Here is a 1400-nt window from a genome sequence, read left to right on the forward strand (position 1 = left end):
ATCATGGGTGCTCTTTACGGCCCAGCAGCAATGCTTTGGATCGTTCTAGGTTGTATCTTCGCAGGTGCAGTACACGACTACTTCTCAGGTATGTTATCTATCCGTAATGGTGGTGCTTCGGTTCCAACCATCACTGGACGTTACCTAGGCAATGGCGCAAAACACTTTATGAACATCTTTGCCATTGTTCTACTGCTTCTTGTTGGTGTGGTATTCGTTTCTGCTCCAGCAGGCATGATCACTAACCTCGTCAACGACCAAACTGATTTCGCAATGTCTGCAACAACCATGGTTGTTATCATCTTTGCTTACTACATCATCGCAACGATTGTCCCTGTCGATAAAATCATTGGCCGCTTCTACCCACTGTTCGGTGCACTACTTATCTTTATGTCTGTTGGCCTAATCACTGCGATTGGTCTATCTGACGAGCACCAAATCATGGGTGGCTTCGAGATGAAAGACATGTTCACCAACATGAACCCGAATGACCTACCACTTTGGCCTGCTCTATTCATCACTATCGCTTGTGGTGCTATCTCTGGCTTCCACGCAACTCAGTCTCCTTTGATGGCGCGTTGTATGGAAAACGAGAAGAACGGTCGCTTCGTATTCTACGGTGCAATGATTGGTGAAGGCATCATCGCTCTAATCTGGTGTGCGCTTGCTCTGTCATTCTTCGGTTCAGTTGAGTCTTTATCTGACGCGATTGCAAACGGCGGCCCAGGTAACGTGGTATACAGCGCTTCATTTGGCCTACTGGGTGTATTTGGCGGTATCCTTGCTTTCCTTGGCGTGGTTATCCTACCTATCACTTCTGGTGACACAGCGTTCCGTTCAAGCCGTCTTATCCTTGCTGAATACTTCAACATGGAACAGAAGACACTGCGTAACCGCCTACTGATGGCTCTACCACTGTTCGTTATCGGTGGTATCCTGACTCAAGTAGATTTCGGTATCATCTGGCGTTACTTCGGTTTTGCTAACCAATCAACAGCAGTAATGATGCTGTGGACGGCTTCAGCTTACCTACTTCGTCACAATAAACTGCACTGGGTAACAACGGTTCCAGCTGTGTTCATGACTTCTGTGTGTATTACATTCATCCTGAACAACAGTCAGCTAGGCTTCGGTCTGCCAATGCAGCTTTCAACCATCATCGGCGTAGTGAGTGCATTCGGTATCGCAGCTTACGTTATCAAAATTTCAAAAGGCAAAGGCGATATCGACCTTGCTGATGAAGAATCAGAAAAGGAAGCAAAGCCCGTAACAAAAACAGCTTAGCTTTCCCCGAAACATTCTCACTCTTCATAGAAAGAGGAGAATAAGAAAGCCAAAAACACTTCGCTTGTTCCACCACATCTTTGATGAACTGGAATCTAAGATCAAAGCCCATCATG

The 1400-nt window shown here is 46.3% G+C and carries 1 protein-coding gene; it reads left to right on the forward strand.

Features of this window, described 5'->3' with window-relative positions:
• Window positions 1–1284, forward strand: a 1284-nt coding sequence (locus tag AB4496_RS23075) for a carbon starvation protein A (protein WP_372132107.1), incomplete at its 5' end; no start/stop codon positions are given.
• Between the last annotated feature and the right edge of the window lie 116 nt (window positions 1285–1400).

This window comes from Vibrio sp. 10N.222.46.A1 (genome assembly GCF_041473595.1).
In the GTDB taxonomy this organism is placed as follows: Bacteria; Pseudomonadota; Gammaproteobacteria; order Enterobacterales; family Vibrionaceae; genus Vibrio; species Vibrio tasmaniensis_A.